This is a genomic window from Clostridium yunnanense (assembly GCF_016595795.1).
Classification (GTDB): Bacteria; Bacillota; Clostridia; order Clostridiales; family Clostridiaceae; genus Clostridium_AR; species Clostridium_AR yunnanense.
In genome coordinates this window covers 223,148-243,001 of record NZ_JAENHN010000059.1, presented here as the reverse complement: position 1 = coordinate 243,001, position 19,854 = coordinate 223,148, and the positions used below count along the sequence as shown (strand labels likewise).

10 protein-coding genes and 1 other annotated feature are annotated in these 19,854 nt (G+C 31.8%); all 10 genes read right to left on the bottom strand.

All coding sequences use genetic code 11. The features are described 5' to 3' along the window. Positions 1-4 precede the first annotated feature (4 nt). On the bottom strand, positions 5-1,996 hold the full coding sequence (locus JHL18_RS22315) for a methionine--tRNA ligase (RefSeq protein WP_200273364.1): 1,992 nt from the start codon (positions 1,994-1,996) through the stop codon (positions 5-7). Positions 1,997-2,242: 246 nt separating this feature from the next. Further along, positions 2,243-2,488: a binding site (T-box leader), on the bottom strand. 453 nt (positions 2,489-2,941) lie between these two features. Then, positions 2,942-3,697, bottom strand: coding sequence for an AIM24 family protein (locus tag JHL18_RS22310; RefSeq protein WP_200273362.1), 756 nt, complete (start codon positions 3,695-3,697; stop codon positions 2,942-2,944). 134 nt (positions 3,698-3,831) lie between these two features. Next, entirely contained in the window at positions 3,832-5,694 is a 1,863-nt protein-coding gene (locus tag JHL18_RS22305; RefSeq protein WP_200273360.1) for an ABC transporter ATP-binding protein, read from the bottom strand. Then, complete coding sequence (locus JHL18_RS22300) at positions 5,687-7,528, bottom strand: ABC transporter ATP-binding protein (RefSeq protein WP_200273358.1); 1,842 nt, start codon at positions 7,526-7,528, stop codon at positions 5,687-5,689. Before JHL18_RS22300 ends, JHL18_RS22305 begins: the two co-directional genes overlap by 8 nt. Positions 7,529-7,615: 87 nt before the next feature. After that, a complete protein-coding gene (locus JHL18_RS22295; protein ID WP_243278113.1) occupies positions 7,616-8,350 on the bottom strand; it encodes a sensor histidine kinase in 735 nt (244 codons plus the stop codon). Further along, positions 8,343-9,071 carry a LytR/AlgR family response regulator transcription factor gene (locus tag JHL18_RS22290; protein WP_200273356.1) on the bottom strand — a complete coding sequence of 243 codons (729 nt, stop codon included), beginning with the start codon at positions 9,069-9,071 and terminating at the stop codon, positions 8,343-8,345. The genes JHL18_RS22295 and JHL18_RS22290 overlap by 8 nt, the downstream gene beginning before the upstream one ends. 183 nt (positions 9,072-9,254) lie before the next feature. Then, positions 9,255-10,028 carry a hypothetical protein gene (locus JHL18_RS22285; protein WP_200273354.1) on the bottom strand — a complete coding sequence of 258 codons (774 nt, stop codon included), beginning with the start codon at positions 10,026-10,028 and terminating at the stop codon, positions 9,255-9,257. An 18-nt stretch (positions 10,029-10,046) separates the two neighbouring features. Then, entirely contained in the window at positions 10,047-10,532 is a 486-nt protein-coding gene (locus tag JHL18_RS22280; protein ID WP_200273352.1) for a hypothetical protein, read from the bottom strand. A gap of 12 nt (positions 10,533-10,544) precedes the next feature. After that, positions 10,545-14,369, bottom strand: coding sequence for an AAA family ATPase (locus JHL18_RS22275; RefSeq protein ID WP_200273350.1), 3,825 nt, complete (start codon positions 14,367-14,369; stop codon positions 10,545-10,547). A gap of 260 nt (positions 14,370-14,629) precedes the next feature. Beyond that, entirely contained in the window at positions 14,630-19,843 is a 5,214-nt protein-coding gene (locus JHL18_RS22270) for a SpaA isopeptide-forming pilin-related protein (protein WP_200273348.1), read from the bottom strand. Positions 19,844-19,854 lie beyond the last annotated feature (11 nt).

Genomic DNA, 19,854 nt, shown 5'->3' with positions numbered 1-19,854 from the left:
AATGTTAACCAGAGATTTGACTCTCATGTTTTGCAAAGAAGTCTACTCTAGGTTCCAAGTATTTTAATTTATGAGTAGCTGGATCACCTAAAAGTTCATTAATCGGACTGAAAATATAATCCCAACTCCAAAGCTTTTCATCTACATTTAGATATTCTCTTACCATCTCACAGCCATTTGGTGCAATAGGATGTATTAAGGTTATAGCTGTTCTTACGGCATGGAATGAATCTATAAGCACTTGTCTTCTTAATTCATTATCTTCCTTATTTTCTGCTTGCTTCATGTTATTTACCCAATATTTATTCATATTACGGATATAACTATCCAAAACATAAGTTACAATATGAAATTCGTGATTGTACATGTGTTTTTCATAAGTTAAAATAGCTTCATTTGATTCATCTAAAATTTCTTTACTTATTTCACCTACTGGTATAGTTCCATCAAAATACTTTTGTGCTGTATAGAAGCAAGAACGAACAAGCCTATTAAACACATTTGTAAGCAGATTACCGTCCTTCAAAACAGTATCAGGACCTTGTTTATCCTTCACATCCATAAAGGCTTGTGGGGCAAAGCTTACGCTCTTTTTCACTAAACCAAGACTTAAAAAATGCATACGTAATTGCTCTGCAGTATAGTATTCTAATAGCTCCCTTGCCATAGGTGGTTTTATAGAACCGCTGCTGCTGGCTTTTTTATCCATAAAAAGGAGATGATTATTTGCAATTAGATGAGGAAGATTCACATTTTCAAAGTCTACTTTATCATCTTTATCTATTCCTAATAAAGCCATAAACATTGCCATTTCAGCAACTCCATAGAAATATATATTGTCTTCTCCAATAAATTGATATACTTTCGAATCTTTTCCAGTCCAAAATTCTTTCCATGCCTCAGAATCTTTTCCGATGCTTTCTAAATATGCTTTAGTAAAAGATACTGGAGCCCAAAGAGACTCTGGCCAAACCCAGAAAGTTAAATCCTTAAGTTCTTCTTTTTCAGGCACTTCTATCCCCCACTCAACATTACCTGATAATCTAAAAGGTACTAGAGTCTTACCAGTTCTAAAGCGGATGCCTAGCTTATCAAAAACTTCTCTTGCTTTATCTCTATCATCTAGATTTTCAAATACAAAAGAAACTGATGGCTTCTTTGGTTCATCTATAATGGTGTGTTTTGGTAACTTTCCTTCTAAATCTGTTATCTCTTCTAACTGCTTACGTTTAACATATATAATTGGTTGCTTTAAAAATTCTTCGATTGTATTTAATAAATACTTACGCCAATTTGTATTCTTTCTTAAATAATCTACTTCTTCATTTAAAAGCCTATTATACTCATCTAATTTAAAGTACCAATTTGTAACATCTCTAAGTTCTGGTACTTTACCTGATAAGATGCTCTTTGGATCTATTAATTCAATCGGCATGAATTGATGCCCTAAATCACATTCATCAGCATAAGCTTTTTCAGATGTACATCCTTCTATTGGGCATTTACCTATTACCTGACGACCATTTAATAGTACTTTTTTATCTGGATCATAAAACTGAGGAGATGATAATTTTACTAAATATCCACCTTCATATAATTTATTAAATACACTAGCAGACACTTCTTTGTGTATTTCTCCAGCTCTATCCAGTGCTGATGCAGCATAAAGATTTAACTCCATTTCATATTTAGCAAGCACTTCTTTTTGCTTTTCATGATTTTCACGAACATAATCCTCTATAGATCCTTTATAATTATTTTCATCTACCATTTTTCTGTAGCTTGCAGAAATAGGTGATCCATAGCAATCTGTTCCTGATACAAATATAACATTTTTCTTGCCAATCCTATCTCTTAAAAATCTAGCAAAGGTATCTGCATGAACAAACACTCCACCAACGTGTCCAAAGTGTAGTTCTTTATTTCCATAAGGCATCCCAGAAGTTATAACGGCTTTCTTTGGGAATACTGGGCGTTCCATTTTTCTTTCTTCCATTTTTTCACACTCCTTAAATGTAATAACATATACTTACTAGTTTATTTAAATCTATAATTGAATTACCATTAATAGTCTATGTGATTGTAAAGTTCATTACCTAATCTATATTAGATTTATCAGTGTTAAATCTACTGACTCCAAATTCAAAATAATATATTACTTAAGTTATCCAAAACTAACTTTTTTTATTTTAAATCCTTAAACAGTAAAAAAGGGTATAAAAAAACACCTCCTACAATAATCTGTAGGGGCGAATTAATCGCGGTACCACCCTGCTTCATTAGCATGTTACCATACTAATCTTATCGAGTACAAATTAATACTCTAGTTCTGTAACGTGAACAAACGTCATAGCATCACTTATTATAAAAATTAAGATCCGTATGAAGCTCTGAGCCTTGTTTCGTTAAAATCTATACTGTTCCATCTCAGCAAAAGGAACTCTCTGTAAGTTTTGAAAGTAACTACTCTTCTCATCATTGCCTTATTTTTTAAATATATTAAATGAAATGATTTTTGTCAAGAGGGTATTAAAAAAACGTGGTACTTAACTCCATTACATTTATTACTTTCGCATTCAAAGAGTTTTTATTATCAACATTAAAGCATAAGATAAGAAGAACCACTTCAATCCGAAATCTATTTTCAAAATTCCTCTGGGTTCTGAGAGGAGAATTTGAAAATATAAATTCAATTATGAAGTGGTTTATCTATAGATAAACTAGTTCCAAATAGAATCTATCTTTTATAAACCTATTACCATTAATAGTTAACATAAGTATCACTTAGTTTTATTAAATGGAACTGGATTATCTATTCCGCTGAACTGATAAACTACTTCAGTAATTAAACTCCAAATAAAGATTTCGATGGTTCTACGAATCTTTATTTGGATAAGTTCTAATATGAAGTAGTTTATCTATATAGATTAAATATAATATTTTATTGAATAGGTGCCATAAGTATTCTTCCTGTGCCACGATATACATTTACTAAACCTTCTCCAGAAACTGCGGAACCAATTAAACTTTTGCTAGACTTCTCAACTCTAAAATCTAAGGTATCTGACCAAGCAATTGCATAGTTTCCATCAATTCTAACCTCATCATTTTCAAGTACAAATTCTATTAGTTCATCTCTTGGTACTGGACTTTCTAGAACAGCAACTCCTTGACCTTTTAGACATAAATTAAATAATCCTTCTTTACCAAGCATTGCTGAAGACAAATTTGTTCTTGCTACTACTTTTTGTTGAACCTTAGACTCACATGCAAGGAAAAGTCCATCGTCTAGCACCATTCCGCCCCAATCAGAAACCTCTTCAAGCAAGATATGTCTATAAGTAGGCTCTAACATCAATAAGCCGTTCCCTTGATATTTAGGCTTAATTGCAGATTCCTTTGTGACCTTAGAAGATAAAGCCTTACCGAACAAATCTCCAAGCCCTTTAACATCAGCAACCATTGTAACAGCTCCAGAAGTCCACTGCATTGCTCCAGCACTGATGGTATATGCATTGCCTTTTAGCTCAATTAGGACTTGTCTTCTTCTAACATTCATCTCTGAAGCAAAATATGCAGCCATAGCATTAGTAGCATTTACACTTAAGTCTTTCTTGTACTCCAGAACCTTAACACCACCTCTAGACTCTACAACTTCAATATTCTTGTTCTCAAATATATTTTTACACGTTACCATTTATACCTCTCCCCTTAGAACAAATTTGTATCCCAATACATTTTTATACATTTAAGTTAAAATAATTATATTATATATACACTAAAGATTCAATGAAACTAATTTTCTATTTTAAATTAGCATACTACCTAATTTTATGCACTTACCTCACTATTATAGTATTTTGCTTGAGCTTGCCACAATTCATAATACTTACCACCTTCATTTTTTAAAAGTTCATCATGTTTGCCCTTTTGCACTATTCTGCCTCGATCAAATACCGCTATTTCATCACAAAATCTACAAGAGGAAAGTCTATGTGATATATAAAAAGCTGTCTTTGTTCCTACAACATCATTAAATTTAGTATAAATTTCAAACTCAGCTATAGGATCTAATGCCGACGTTGGTTCATCTAATATAATTATTGGTGCATTACGATGAAGCGCTCTCGCTAATGCAATCTTCTGCGCTTCTCCTCCGGAAATTTCCACTCCTTCTTCATCAAATTCCTTGTATAAAGAAGTCTGTACCCCATTTATCATAGTACTTAACCTTTTATCCAATCCAACTTTACTTAAAACTTCCTTTACATTTTCTTCATCAAAACTCACAGAAGCTGTTACATTTTGACCTAATGAGAAAGAAAAAAGTTTAAAATCCTGAAAAACTATAGAAAATAACCCCAAGTACTCCTCATAATCATATTTTCTTATATCTATTCCATTTAGAAGTATCTCACCTTCATTTGGTTCATATAATCTAGCTAAAAGTTTTATAAACGTAGTTTTACCAGATCCATTCATCCCCACTATCGCTAATCTTTCACCTATATCTAATTTTATCGATATATTTTTAAGCGCATAGATATCTGTACCCGGATATTTAAAAGAAACATTTCTAAATTCTATCTCATACTCATCATCATCTCTTTTTTCAACAGGTATAGTTCCTTTATATTTATAATCTTCAATATTTAGAAAATCAATATATAGTTGTAAGTACTTATTATTATTTATAATAGCATTTACAGAAGTCAAAAACCTCTTACTTCCCTCCATAAATTGACTTATACTTCCTGTATACTGGACAACACTTCCTATACTTATAGCACCTACTATAGCTTTTAACCCTACAAAAACATATATAGTTCCACTTACTAATGAAGTAATTAATCCGTCAAATCCCCTATATTTAGCATCCTTATAACCTAAATCGTTAAAAAGTTTTTGGGTTCCTTGAGTAAAATCCTTATTCTCTTTTATTAATATTTCTTTTTGATTGCATAGTCTTATCTCTTTTCCTACATTATAATCTAAAATTTGACCAAAATAATATCCAAAAACTCTATTGATATCCATAACCTTAGAAAAACTATTGAAAAACAAAGTATTAGATTTTGTTTGCATTTTCAGACTTAATCCAATACAGACAATTACAAGAATTAAGAAACCATAAGAAATAATATTAGAATTTATAATTGATAAGTAACTGTCTAGGATTGCCTCTGATTTAAATAAATTTATCACCAAATAAATTGACACTACAACTGTGAAAAATCCCTTTTCTAAATCTGCAAGATACTCTATAAGTGCAGAAATCCCACCACCATTCATATTTTCTGATTCTGCAATCTTTGTACGTAATAAATGAATTTCTGGATTTTCAACCTGCTCGTAGTTCATATTCACTATCTTCTCATTTAACTTCATTTTTTGGTTTTGCATTGTAATGTTTCTTAGCATAGTTACTAAATGGTCTAGTGCAGCAGAAATTAAATGAACTGCCAGATTCAAACTAATAGTTACTACTACTAGAAACTTAAGCTTATCTAAATTCTTTGCTCCAATTAGTTCGTCTATAATCTTAGCAGACATATAGATGTTTATAAATGGAGCCATAGACTTAAATACTGCATCAATTAAAGCACAAGGTATTAACCAAGGCTGTAAGCTGAATATTTCCTTTAACCCTATCTTTAAGGTGTTTATATTATATTTTATTTTGCTTTTATGCATATTTTTCACCACCTATGTCATCTTTATAATAGTAACTTTGCATATCATACATATCTTTATAACGGCTCTGTTTTTTCATTAAATCATCATGACTTCCTTCTTCTAGCAAAGTTCCATTTTCAATAAATAGTATTCTGTCACAGAATCTTGTAGATGATAATCTATGTGATATGAATATTGAAGTGTGCTCTCTTGTGAGTTCGTTGTATTTTTCATATATTTCACTTTCTGCTATAGGGTCTAACGCAGCAGTAGGTTCATCCAGTATTATAATTGGCGCATTTTTATATAGCGCTCTTGCAAGCATAAGTTTTTGCATCTCTCCGCCAGATAGATCTATTGCCTCTTCATAAATAGATTTCACTAATAGAGTTTCTTTACCTTTTGGTAATGTATCTAACTTTTCAATAAGCCCAGACATATTAAGAACCTTCTCTAATTTTACACAATCAATTTTACTTTCTGGCTGCAGTGCAATATTTTTTTCTATGCTTACTGGTAATAAATGCGTGTCTTGAAAGACTACTGAAAACAAAGTATAGTATTCATCTCTATTATAAAGATTACTCTTCTTCCCATTTATATAAATTTCACCTTTTGTAGGAGTATAGAGTCCACAGATTAGCTTTACTAATGTAGTTTTACCTGCTCCATTAATCCCTACTAAAGCTATCTTCTCTCCCTTTCTTATATGAACATTCATATTTTTAATTGTATAGTGTTCTGCACCGGGATATTTATAATATAGATTTCTAAGCTCTATATCACATGGCAATTCAACGGATGATGGCAAATCTACACCTGCTGCCCTATTCATCTTGTCTTCCATCTCTAGGTATTCCCTTAAATCACACACATCTAGACTAATTGTATTTAAGGAATTGAAGTTAGCTACAATTCCAGATAACCATGTAGAAAAACCAGTGACTGCTCCAAAGTAAAGCACAAAATTTCCAATTGTCATATCTTTATATAATACTGAATATATGAGAAATCCATAAGTTATCCCATCTCTAAATAAAACAAGTACCCCATCAATAAAGTTGCTAATATATCTCCTATAAATATTTTTCTTTTGATAATATATCTTTTCTTTTTTAAGCTTAATAAACATTTGCTTAAACCATTTAAACATACTGTAAAGCCTCATATCTTTTGCAGAATTAAATTCTCCAGTTTTATTTATTACATATCTAAGCTTTCTTTCTATAGGAACTAAATTGTCTTTATTTCTATGCTCAAACTTACTTATATACACTCCTAGAAAATAATTTATTACTGATGACATAACTAAAAATACAACTATGATTGGGTGAATAGTGGCTATTATTCCACCATACAATAATAACCCCATAATATTAGAAATAAGTGTGACGCTAACCTTTATTATTGTTTCTGCAGCTGAATTATTGGAAGCTGTAGCCATTTGTGCCTTTGTAATCTTTTCTTGCCCTACAGGACCATCTATATTCTCGAAATCTGTATCTAAGGCCTTCATTGTAATCAATTCTGTATAGTTAGCTCTATAAGAAATACCTCTAAAGCCTGTTATAGAAAACGAAACATTTAGCAGTGTATTTAAAACAATAATACCTACAATTGGCATTCCAATATTAAATAATAATTGGCCAACAGATACCTTACTAGTAACTGAATCAATTACTAACTTTGGCAGATAAATTGTCAAAAATGGAACAATTACAGACGCAGGAATCTGCATAAACCCAAATAGAAACAATATCTTATCCCACTTCCAAATATTTTTTATTAAATATATACTATTTCTTAATGTTGAGTATTTAGGCTTACTTTTTTTAGCCTTTATCTCTGTCATTTTTATCACCTCAATCCCATTATATAAATAGGTTTTTATTCTTACATAAAAAAAGCACCAATGGTTAAATTAAAAACACCAATGGCACTAAAGTGGTAAAATTATTTCGGTTGCAAATACCCCTTCTTCACTTTGTCTATTTATAAAACCATTATATTTAGCTACGATGCTGTCAACTCTTTTTAATCCAAAACCATGATTTGATCCAATTTTTGTACTTAAATAAACCAAGCCAGACCTTCCAGTTTCTCCCTCTACTGAATTTGTTATTGATATATATAATTGCTGCTTCATTTCTCTTATGTAAACTCTTATAAATCTTTCTTCTATCCTATTAATCTTAAGTGCAGCTTCCATGGCATTGTCCATTAAGTTTCCAATTATAACACTTAAATCTATGTCAGAAATTTTAAGTTTTTTAGGAACTGCCGCCTTGGCATTTATATTTATTTCATAACTTACTGCCAACGATAATTTAGAGTTTAAAATCGCATCTACCATTACATTACCTGTTTTTAAAATAGTATCTACATTGACCAGATCTTTGTCCAAATCATTTAGATATTTCTCCATTTCTGAGTATTTTTCTAAAACAAGATGAGCTTTCATAGTTTGTATATGATTGTGGTAATCATGCCTCCAGCCTCTCATTTGCTTGTAGATATTTTCGATTTCATTATAGTGTTTTGTTATTAGATCATTTTGGTAGTTTGCAATATAATTATCTACAAACTTATAAAATGTATATCTAAGGCACATTATCAGAACTAATATGAAAAACAAAATAAAAAAAATAATCATAAGCACTCTAAAACTACTCATTAATGCCACCTCTAAAATAGTTAATAAAAGCTATATTGGTACTTGCATATTGTCTTCGGCTTATAGGGATCATCTCACCATTGTCTAGCTCTAATTCACTTGACCCAATTCTTTTTATGTACTTCACTCCAACTAGGTAAGACCTATGGCACCTTATAAAACTACTCTCATCTAGCTCATTTTGTATAGCACTAATATTTTTTCTTGTTGTAAACTTACCATTTATAGTATTTACATCTATACTATGAGCAAAAGCTTCAACATAAACTATATGATCTTCTAACACCCTGTGAATTTCTCCATTTGTATTAATTAAAATAGTTTTTCCGCACTTTGGGAGTTTAGAAATAGCTTTATCAAGACATTGGTGAAGCTTTTCTTCTTTTATAGGCTTTATTAAATAATTTATTGCAGCTACATCATACCCTGCTCCAATGTACTCAGCTACAGCTGTGATAAAAATGATGTTTATTGATTCATCTTCTGTACGTATTTTTCTTGCTAGCTCAATGCCACTTTGACCTGACATTTGAATATCTAGTAAAAGTATTTGATATTTTTTATCCATACTCCAAACGAACTCAAAGCCTTCAGCATTAAAAAATGGTTCAATTGATATTCTTAATTTTCTCTCTTCCGCCCAATTCTGAACATATTTCTGCAGGAGCTCAACTTGGACTTTTTCATCATCAACTATAGCTATATTAATTATATCCGCCATCTTATTTTCACCTTTCAACTTACTTAATTACATCCTTTTATCTCATAAAAACCATACATATCTAGGCTTATTTACCTCTTTATGCATGGTTTTTAAGTATATATATTTTCTATTGTTTTTTATAAAAATCAAACAAATATAAACAACTAAGTAGTACTCAATGGTTTATTTATATTTTCAGTGTTATTCTGCACTCTTTATAGTATAAGTGTTTGCAGCATTTAAAGGTACTGTATTAAGGTAAGTCTCTCCTGTTTTACTAAAGGTTACTCCATAGGTTATTCCGTTATTACTTCCATCTCTAATTCCTCTTACTTGAATTACAGCCTTATCTGGCACTGAAACTTTAACAGGTTTGTGTCTTATCGAGAAAGCTTCCCCATTAGGTGATCCATCTACAAAAACTTGAACATAATCTCCATCTTCTTTATCAACAAAGTTCCATATGGAGAGTTCAATCTTTCCATAGCTTTTCCCTGTATCTACGGTAAAGTCTTTTGCATCTAGTTTCACAGTATTTTTACTTAACATCTCTCCAGCGTTGATACCATCAAGCTTACCAGATATAAGATTGGATTTATAATTTGCAGCACCTGCTCTTCCAAAGAAGCCAGTGTAAACTATAGCTGCTATTGCTAGCATTCCAACTACCATTCTGAAAGTTTTCATTGCTGGGGTTATATAATCATTTTTCTTTTCTTTTTCTTCAATTCTTTTATATTGTGTCTCTTCACTTGATGGTTCGTCACTCACAGGTTGTTCATTTGCATCAGCTTCATATTCTTCGTTTTCAGGTATAATATCTTCCTTTATTGTATCTTCATTTAATGATTCTTCATTGTTATATCGTGGACTAATTAACTCATCATCATTATCTTTACGAACTTTATTTGATGCTTTATTAGTATCAAATACATCAGCTTCTTTATTTAAATTATCTTCTTTAAATTGCTTCATAATATCTCCTCCTACTAACTAAGCTTTTGTGCTATAGTTTTGCATTCTTTCTTCTGGCTTTGGCATGAAGTTTATAATCGGCTTCTTAGAGTAATAAATAGAAACAAATACTCTCCAAAGTACCAATGCTAATGCAAATACAGCTATCCCAAGCTTTTGTCTTCCTGGATCCAAGGTAATATGACTCCAATTTAAAACGTCAGTTCCAATTGCTATAAACAAGTTAGCTATTATTAGATATTTAATTGTCTCAAACAAAGACGGAAATGCAAAGTATATTCTTCTTAAATTTTTAAATCTAAGTGATATATAGGTTAAAACTACGACAGAAATCATTATATTAATATACTCAATTGTTACTGAATATCCAGAACTAATTATCTTTATTGCACTAGATATGGCCATAACAGGAGTAAAAACAAGTAAAAATAAAACTATAGGTATAAAGATTACACCAAAGGCAATTGCCACTAAATTACTTATAAGTTTATAGATTGTTCCCATATTATCACCCTCCTATAAACTCACTGCAGAAACATCGACTTCTTCTATAGTCACAAGATGTTCTTTAGTTAAGTTTTCTATATTTTCAAGTCTTACTGCTTGATTTCTAACTGCTTTTTCAAATAAGTTTCTTACATATCTTCCATTACCAAAAGCAGAAATCTTTGAAGCATCCTCAAATATTGTCTTCATCTTATTTCTTGCAGCTTCAGTAAGTACATATCCCTTATTTCTAAATACAATGTCTGCAATATCTAAAAGATCTTTTACTGAGTAATCTTTGAACTCTATTATATTAGCAAATCTTGATTTAAGTCCTGGATTTACCTCTAGGAAGTTGTCCATATCTTCGCTGTAGCCTGCAAGTATAACTAAGAGATTTTCTCTGTTATCATCCATACCTTTGACCAAGGTATCAATGGCTTCTTTACCAAATCCACTATTGCTTCCTGCATCCTGTGCTAAAGCATAAGCTTCATCTATAAATAATATACCACCTAAAGCAGCATCTATCTTTTCCTTAGTCTTTATAGCAGTTTGACCTACATATCCAGCTACTAAGCCACTTCTATCTGTTTCCACAAACTTTTTATCTTTTAAAACTCCAAGACTATATAAAACTTCACCTATGATTCTAGCCATAGTAGTCTTACCAGTACCAGGGTTCCCTTTAAATATCATGTGAAGAGTTTGTGAATCATCAGATGGAAGCCCTAAAGCTTTTCTTTGTTTCTTTATTCTAAGCTGAGCCTGAAGACTTCGTACAAAGTCCTTAACCTCATCAAGTCCAATTACATCCTTTAGTTTAGCTTCTAAATCAAAGCTTTCATTTTGAGCTGTACTAACTCCAAAATCTTCTTCTGTCAACAGCACCACTGCTTTTTCATCGAAGTCTTCTAAATCTGCAATTCTTGAGGATTGGGCTCTTATAGCTTTTTCAACTATATTCCTAACCATTCTTCCGTTACCAGATTGTGCTCCACCTTTTCTCTTTTCTTCATCTATAGAAGTTCTAAGTTCATCTTCAGCATTACCTGCAAGGACAAAACCTTTTCCTTTTATCATAGATTTACCTATTAGTAAAAGCTCGTCTAGGCTATAGTCTGAGAAATTTATCTTAAGTGGGAATCTAGATTTAAGTCCTGAGTTTGTATCTAAAAACTCTCCCATTTCCTTATCATATCCTGCAAGTATTACTATGATATCTTCTCTAAAATCCTCTACAAGTTTTACAAGTACATCTACAGCTTCCTTACCTAAAGGATCATTTTCTGAAGACATAATTGCATAAGCTTCATCTATAAATAGAACTCCACCTAAAGCTGATTTAAATATTTCAGTAGCTTTTTTAGTGGATTCGCCTGAGTATTGACCTACAAGTCCACTTCTATCAGTTTCTATAACTTGACCTGATTTTAATATACCCATCTTCTTCATTAAATCAGCAATAAGTCTTGCTACTGTAGTCTTTCCTGTTCCAGGATTTCCAGTGAATATCATATTTAAAGATTGTGAAGACTCTACATTTATTCCAAGCTTCTTTCTCTTTTCCTTAGCAATAAGCTGCTTTTCTAAATCTCTTATAAAATTCTTAACTTCGTTTAGTCCTATTACCTTTGAAAGTTCTGCTTCTAAATCAAAATCAACCTTCTTATCAAATCCAAAATCACTTACAGTAAGAGTGTTCATATCATCCTTACTTATATCTTTTTCATCAATTGCTGCAAGTCTCTTGGACTGATTTGCGATAGCCTGCTCTATTATATTTCTAGCAAGTCTTCCATTTCCACTATCATTTTTACCCTTTATCTGTTTTCCTTCATATAAAGTTATAAGCTGCTCATCTAAGATATCCTCTAGTTTATATCCATTGGATTTTGCAAGCACTTTAGAAATTTGCAAAAGTTCCTTTGGAGTATAATCTGGAAACTCAACATTATGATTAAATCTTGATTTAAGTCCACTGTTAGTCTTTAAGAAATCTTCCATTTCTTTTGTATAACCTGCAAGGATAACAACAAGATTATCTCTATTATCTTCTACAGCTTTAACAAGACTGTCCACTGCTTCTATACCAAAAACATCATTATTATCTCTTGCTAAAGAGTAGGCCTCATCGATAAATAGTATTCCTCCCATAGCAGAGTTTACCTTAGCCATAGTCTTTTGAGCAGTTTCACCTACATACTGTCCTACTAAATCATTTCTTGAAACTTCTACTAAATGACCACTGCTTAAGTATCCCAATGCCTTTAGGTACCTAGCCATAATTCTAGCCATGGTTGTTTTTCCTGTACCAGGATTACCTGTAAATATCATATGAAGAGATATTTTTGCTTCACTAGCTCCTTGACTTTTTCTAAGATTTTGTACTTTTATATTATCTTGTAAAGTCTTTATAAATGTCTTTACACTATCTAAACCGATGATATCATCAAGTTCTTTATTTAATTCTTCTATTCCTTCTGTATCAGCTTTCTGTATAACTGATGCCAACTGGATCTTTTCTGATCCATGAGCTATAACCAATTCATCATTAGACACCTCTAAGGTATATCCCTTATTCTTTACAATCTTCTCTGTAAGCTGAAGTTCAACGATAGGTGCATATATATTTTCTTCTATAAAAGTACTTAATGCATGAGCTCCTTCAGCTCTGTTTATATTATTTATTATATAATCTAATATTTTGCTTTCCTTAAAAGTAATACCAACACTAAGATTATTATATATTTTCGTTATACATTCATCTAAATCAGCCTTCGCTATTTTAGAAAGATTTTCCTCAGTAAGTGCTGTTGTACTTATTATGTCATAGACCTTTTGCATAAACTTGCTTGAAAACATTGTTCTAATCTTATCTTCACTCTTCTCAGTGATGAAGACTAGGTATTTACCATTAGCTTGAATTTCATCTGTAGTATTTAGATTAAGTGTTCCTTTACCAGTTACATCTACCATGGAATCAGATTGATCCATAAATCTTCTATTAAGTTCAAGCTTTTCATCTATAACTAATTTAGAGATAAGATCCAAAACATTAGAATGGCATTTATCATAATTATCAAAAACAACTACAGGCTCTTGTCCATAGAGTGCAGTATATAAGTCGGACAAAAATAAGTTATCTGCATCTTTTTCCAACTTATAATTAGCTAAATCTAATGTGAAAACTCCAGATTTCTTTAAAACCTTTTCTTCTTTTAAAAATCTTGTTATAGCTTTTATTGAAAGATGTCTGCCCGATCCCTTAGGTCCAGTGACAAAAATAGCATTCTTAACACCATCCGTATCTCCATATACAAAAGGTCTTTTAAAAGCAATACATAACTTTCTTAAGTATTCCTTTTGGCCTAATACATACTTTGATAGTTCGCTCTCAATTGTATCAAAAGCTTTTTCAAGCTGATCTATAGGTTTTTCTATCTTTGTATCTATATCGCTTACACTTTCAGTTGATGAAATAGCGCTATTACTATTGGTTGATATTGTATTTGCTTCATTATTAATATTTTTAGATACGCTATTTACAGTATCCACTGTGCTCTTAGCCATCTCTTTAACTACATTCTTGCTTGACCCTACTGACTTTTCAACATGATTAACCACTTGCTCAGTGGATTTTACAGCATTTGAAACTGTTTTAGCAGCTTTTTTTCCTACAGTACTTGTTGCATTTGTAACAGCTTTGCTTGCTGCCTTTTGGCTTTTCTTAAACATTTCCTTATTTATAATACCGTTTTCTTTTATGTAATCTGCAACTTGAATTTCCGGAAATAAAATTCTAAGCATGCTTTTTGGCTTTAAAGGTTCTTTATTTGAATTATTTTTTGCCAATCTTAACTCCCCCAGTTCTATCCATGATTACTAATTATATCACAAATTTTGCCATAATATACAAGCTTATTTTATATCTTAGCTTGTTACAAAAGTTTTCATTTAACAATTATGAAAAAAATAAGAGCACCTCTGAAAGAGATGCTCCAAGATAATAATAGTATGATTTTATGGTTTTATTAAATAGAAATTTTTTAAAAAATTAAAATATTGAAAAAATTACTTTTCTCTCTTACATTATTTAATTGACCTTTCTCCTTCTAAGAAGCATTATCATTTTTATATAATCTTCTTCTTAATATGAATACAGATCCTGAAAGCAATGCCAACATACCTAATATCAATAAAATCGAACTATCAATAACGCTTCCAGTCTGAGGTATAACAGCTACAATCTTTATATTATTAAACATAAAACTCTGTGCATCTGAAGATTTAACCTGAACCTCTAGTACTTTATCATTTAAGCTATAGCCCTTAGGAGCTTTTGTCTCTTTTATAGTGTAATTTCCATAGACTACGTCTTTAAATATCAAAGTACCATCACTACCTGATACAGCACTACTAATAGCTTTTCCTTCTGAATCGTATAAAGTAAATTCAGCTCCTGAAAGAGGATTATTACTTTCATCTACTTTCTTTATTGTGATATCAGCTTTTATCTTTGTATCAACGATAGCCTCAGCCTCATAAATCTTTCCATTCTCATTTCCATCTACCTTAGCACTTACAACTTTATCAGAAAGATTATATCCTTCAGGTGCTTTTGTTTCTTTAACCTTATATTCTCCATAATTAATATCAGTAAAACTAGCAATACCTTTGGAATCAGTTACTGCTTTTTTAACTATACTTCCATTTAGGTCAAATAAAGTTAGTTCTGCACCTGGTAAAGAGTTACCTGCTTCATCAATTTTCTTAATCTGTATTGTACCTGTTATCATTGTATTAGTTAAGCTATCCTTCAATATCACTCCATCCTCTTTAATACTAAATGGATGTTTTTCAGTATTTAGTAGATATCCTTCTGGAGCCTTTGTTTCTAAGAAATAATAGTTACCATAGTCTAGTTTATTAAACTCAGCCTTTCCATCTGCAGCTGTTACCTTGCTAACTACAAGTTTACCATCAGCAGTATATATAGATATAGTTGCTCCTGGTACTGGTGCCGAGGTTGAAAAATCACTCTTTGTTATAATTATACCTCCGGTGATTTTTGTATTTGTTAAAGCATCCTTTAAAATTACTCCATCCTCTTTAATACTAAATGAATGTTTTTCAGAGTTTAACAAATACCCTTCTGGAGCCTTTGTTTCTAGGAAATAATAACTTCCATAAACTAATTTATCAAATTCTACTGAACCATCTGCTGAAGTAACCTTACTAGTAATAAGCTTATCATCACTGCTATACAAGGATATTGTTGCTCCTGGTACAGGTGCTGAAGTTGATACATCAGTCTTAGAAATTTTTATTCCTCCATAAATCTTAGTATTTGTAAAGGTGTCTTTTAAGATAACACCATTGTCCTTAATGCTAAATGTATGCTTTTCAGTGTTTAAAGTATATCCAATTGGCGCTTTTGTCTCCAAGAAATAATAGTTTCCATAAGGCAGACTATCAAACTGCACAGTACCTTCAATACCTGTAACCTTACTTATAACAAGCTTATTATCGCTAGTATAAATTGAAACAGTTGCTCCTGGTACTGGTAATGAGGTTGATATATCAATTTTAGAAATCTTTATTCCTCCAGTAATTTTTGTATTTGTTAAAGTATCCTTTAAAATAACTCCATTATCTCTAATGCTAAAAGGATGCTTTTCGGTGTTCAACAAATATCCTTCTGGAGCATTTGTTTCTAAGAAATAATAATCTCCATAAGTTAAGTTATCAAATAAAACAGTGCCATCAACTGCTGTCTCCTTACTAGCCACCAATATATTATCTATATTGTATATTGAAATGGTAGCTTTAGGAATTGGAGCTGAAGTTGATATATCAGTCTTTGATATTTTTATTCCACCAACTATCTTTGTGTTTGTAAGTTTATCTGTTAATATAGTACCATTATCTTTAATTTCAAATTGGTGCTTTTCAGTATTTAACTGATATCCTTCTGGAGCATTTGTTTCAGTAAAGTAGTATTTTCCATATATTAGGTTGTCAAATAATACTATTCCATCAGAATTGGTAACTTTACTATCTACCAGTTCATCATTTTCAGTATACACTGAGATTGTAGCTCCTGGTATTGCATCTGAAGTAGATATATCAGTTTTAGAAATCTGAATACCTCCAGTTATCTTTGTATTAGTTAAACTGTCTCTTATGATAACTCCATCTTCTCTAATACTGAATGGATGTTTATCAGTATTTAGAACATAGCCTTCAGGTGCATCAGTTTCTAGGAAATAGTAATCGCCGTACTCCAAATTATAAAATTCCACCATACCCATTTCAGTTCCCTTACTATTAACGAAGGTACCATCATTTTTATATATAGATATAGTTGCTCCTGATAATGGTTCTGAAGTAGATATATCAGTTTTAGTAATACGAATACCGCCAGTGATTTTTTCATCTTTCCATGTATAACTTATATTCTTTACTTCGCTACTGCTGTCAATGGTAAAACTATATAGCCCCTCTTCAACTCCATCTGGTTTGGTTAAATTATATCCAGTTGGAGGAGTTACTTCTTGAACATAGTAAGGAATATCGTATCTTATTCCGTCAAACTTTAGATTCCCGTCAATATTGGTGGTTCCAGTGTTTATAACATTTTTATACCTGTCTATAAGATTGAAGGTTGCACCTTGCAATTTTTTTGTGTTATCCTTGCTATCTACCTTTACTACAGTGATACTTCCTGTTTCACCAGTACCACCACTGCCACCTCCTTGGTAAACCACATTTACATTACCAGAAGTAGAATCCTCTTCTGTTTTACTTCCCTTAAAGGAAGCAGAATTTTTAAATGGAGATTTACTCTTATCTGTAACATTAGTCCTAAAACTTAGTAGATAAGGTCCATTTAGAGCTTCCGGGAAAGTGAAGGTGAATTTCCTTGTTGTCATATCATACTTAACACTTTTTTCATTAAGCTGTACTAAATCGCCTTTTGTTAAAGTACCGTTTGGGTTCAAAATTTCCTTATACAAGGTTACCGAAATTGTATCAAGAGCTAATCCCTCCTGTAAGTTATCTTCAATAGTTGCATTGTCTAGAGGTATTGCATTAGAATTAACGACTACATTCCAGTCTATATAATTATTTCCTTGTTTATAATCAGCAGACTTTGCTATCACTGTATTTCCAATAGTCTTAGTACCTTCACTACTTACTCCTGGAGGAATTACATCTCCTGTCAAACTTGCTTTATTCTTTAGGGTCTTATCTCCATTTTCCTTAAAAACAGTTAGATCAGTGATCTTTGTCTTAAAGGTTATAGTATAAGTTTTATTTATAGTATCAGAGAAAGTATAAGTTAAGATTCCAGTTTTCTCTTTGTCCTCACTTGCTGCTTTTACATAAGAGAACTTGCTTACATCTCCATCACTATCAATGGTTGCAGAATTTTCAACATATTCCTGTCCTAGAGGAATGTTGTCAGTTACTACCGCATTCTTTATAGGCATAGCATTTTTATTAATTACAACCTTCCAAGTTAGTTCTCTTGTAGTGTAATCATAACCTATATTTGATTTATTAATAACTTCACTTGTAACATTTATACTACCTGTTGAAGATGATTGTGGTATATTACTTCCTGTTAATACTGCTGTATTATACTCTGTACTAGTCTTATTAACACCAAAAACATTATTATCCATAATCTCAGTTTTAAAGGTTATAGTGTAGGTTTTGTTAATGGTGCCAGAAAACTTATAAGTTAAGGTTCCTGTCTTAGAAGTATCACCAGTTGAAACTGGTACATATTCGAAGCCTTTTATATCAGCACCTTGATCGATAGTTGCCGAATCTTCAACATACTTTTGTCCTACTGGAATATTATCTGTAACCACAGCATTATCAATGTTTATCTTGTTGTTATTAACTATGATCTTCCAAGTAATATAATGAGCCGAAGGATCATAGGATACTCCAGTTTTTCTAATAACATTTGATGGCACGCCTACTCCATTACTAGTTGATGATGGTGTTCCATTAACCCCTTCACCACTTAAGGTAACTGTATTAGTATAGGTTTTACCTGCATTAGAATTATAAACATTAGGATCAGTTACATCTGTTGAGAAAGTTATTGTCTGAGGTTTATCTATGATTCCCTGGAAAGTATATTCTAAAGTATTGTTATTGTAGGTATAGCCTGTTGTTACACTTCCATTAACCTTAAAGCTGCCTGCGGTTAAGGTCAAGCCTTCAGGAATCTTATCATTAATTTTTGCATTTGTCAGAACCTGAGCGTTATTGTTGACTTTTATGGTCCAGTCAATTCTACCAGCAATACTGCCGCTTTCACTAGTCATCTCTACGTACTTTCCGCTCTTATCAATATAATTTGTAGTAACTGTCACTGAAGCTGTGTTAGAAATTGTAGTACCATCATGATTAAGAGTAACAGTGTTATACTCCTTAGTACTATCCCCTTCCTTTTCAAAAGCTTTCGGATCTGTTACCTTTGTTTTAAAGGTTATTTTGTACACATCATTTATTGTTTCTGGAAAAGTGTACTTTAAGGTTCCTGTCTTTGCAGTGTCACCTGGTTCTGCTGGTCGATAGCTGAATTTACTTGTATCGCCGCCATTGTCTATGGTTGCTGAATTCTCCACATATTCCTGACCTATAGGAATGTTATCTATAACCTGGCCATTTTTAACCGTAACTTTTTCTTTATTAACTTTAACTGTCCACATAATCTGATTTGTACTTGGATCATAGCTACCGCTTTTTTCAATAGAGGTTGCTGGAATTGATGGCTGTTCAAAGTTAATGCTAATTGTTACAGGATTGGAATTCCCCCCAAGATCAAACACTATTTTTTGAGGATTAGTATTACCTATATTACTTTTGTCAAATACAGTATCCACATAAAAATAACCGCTTACATTTGAATGAGTACTAGCATAATCTGAAAAAGTTATAATTATGTCTCCATTTGTGTTAAAAGTTACTTTGCCCAAAGTACCATTTTTACTATCCTTAATATCTAAAGCAAAAGCGTATTGAATAGCAATTTGTTTAGGCATCTTCATTTTATAAGTGTCCCCTGCCTTAACATCTCCGGTATTTGGAATTGCAAAAGTATACTTTACACGTACCTCAGAACTTTTATCAATGCCATCCTTTAGTGGTTGGTCCTTTAAGTCAGTTACACTTACCCCAGTTATAAATGGAAAGTCTGCAATCTCCTCTGCCTTAACCACTTTTGTTTGTAAGGCTTGAGAGAAAATTTGTACTATAAAGAATACAAGCATCAGTACAATGGTCGGTAATTTTCTTTTTTTCATTTCTTCACTCC

Bases quoted from the DNA above. Each gene is read 5' to 3' on its own strand.
- JHL18_RS22315 (WP_200273364.1), bottom strand. From the start codon at position 1,996: ATGGAAGAAAGAAAAATGGAACGCCCAGTATTCCCAAAGAAAGCCGTT.
- JHL18_RS22310 (WP_200273362.1), bottom strand. From the start codon at position 3,697: ATGGTAACGTGTAAAAATATATTTGAGAACAAGAATATTGAAGTTGTA.
- JHL18_RS22305 (WP_200273360.1), bottom strand. From the start codon at position 5,694: ATGCATAAAAGCAAAATAAAATATAATATAAACACCTTAAAGATAGGG.
- JHL18_RS22300 (WP_200273358.1), bottom strand. From the start codon at position 7,528: ATGACAGAGATAAAGGCTAAAAAAAGTAAGCCTAAATACTCAACATTA.
- JHL18_RS22295 (WP_243278113.1), bottom strand. From the start codon at position 8,350: ATGAGTAGTTTTAGAGTGCTTATGATTATTTTTTTTATTTTGTTTTTC.
- JHL18_RS22290 (WP_200273356.1), bottom strand. From the start codon at position 9,071: ATGGCGGATATAATTAATATAGCTATAGTTGATGATGAAAAAGTCCAA.
- JHL18_RS22285 (WP_200273354.1), bottom strand. From the start codon at position 10,028: ATGAAGCAATTTAAAGAAGATAATTTAAATAAAGAAGCTGATGTATTT.
- JHL18_RS22280 (WP_200273352.1), bottom strand. From the start codon at position 10,532: ATGGGAACAATCTATAAACTTATAAGTAATTTAGTGGCAATTGCCTTT.
- JHL18_RS22270 (WP_200273348.1), bottom strand. From the start codon at position 19,843: ATGAAAAAAAGAAAATTACCGACCATTGTACTGATGCTTGTATTCTTT.